Source organism: Halostella sp. PRR32 (assembly GCF_034808085.1).
Classification (GTDB): domain Archaea; phylum Halobacteriota; class Halobacteria; order Halobacteriales; family Natronoarchaeaceae; genus Halostella; species Halostella pelagica.
In genome coordinates, this window is sequence record NZ_JAXHGL010000247.1 from 1 (window position 1) to 245 (window position 245).

The 245-nt window shown below is 74.7% G+C and carries 1 protein-coding gene; it reads left to right on the plus strand.

Features of this window, described 5'->3' with window-relative positions; translation table 11 throughout:
• Positions 1 to 245, plus strand: a 245-nt coding sequence (locus tag SM753_RS21035; protein WP_323192983.1) for an ATP-binding protein, incomplete at both ends; no start/stop codon positions are given.

A 245-nucleotide genomic window follows, 5' to 3' on the forward strand; every position in this document is an offset into this window, starting at 1 on the left:
GCGGTCGAGCACGCGGCGACCGGCTCCCGGACGGCCTCCGGTGACGCGCCGCTGACGGTGACGGTGACGGTGACCGTCGGACCGCTCCCCGACGAGGACGGCTTCTTCGTCGCCGACGACGGCCCCGGCATCCCCGAGCGCGACCGCGAGGTGGTCTTCGAGACCGGGTACACGACGGGCGGCATCGGTCTCGGGCTCGCCATCGTCGAGAACGTCGCGACCGCCCCCGGGTGGACGGTCGCGGT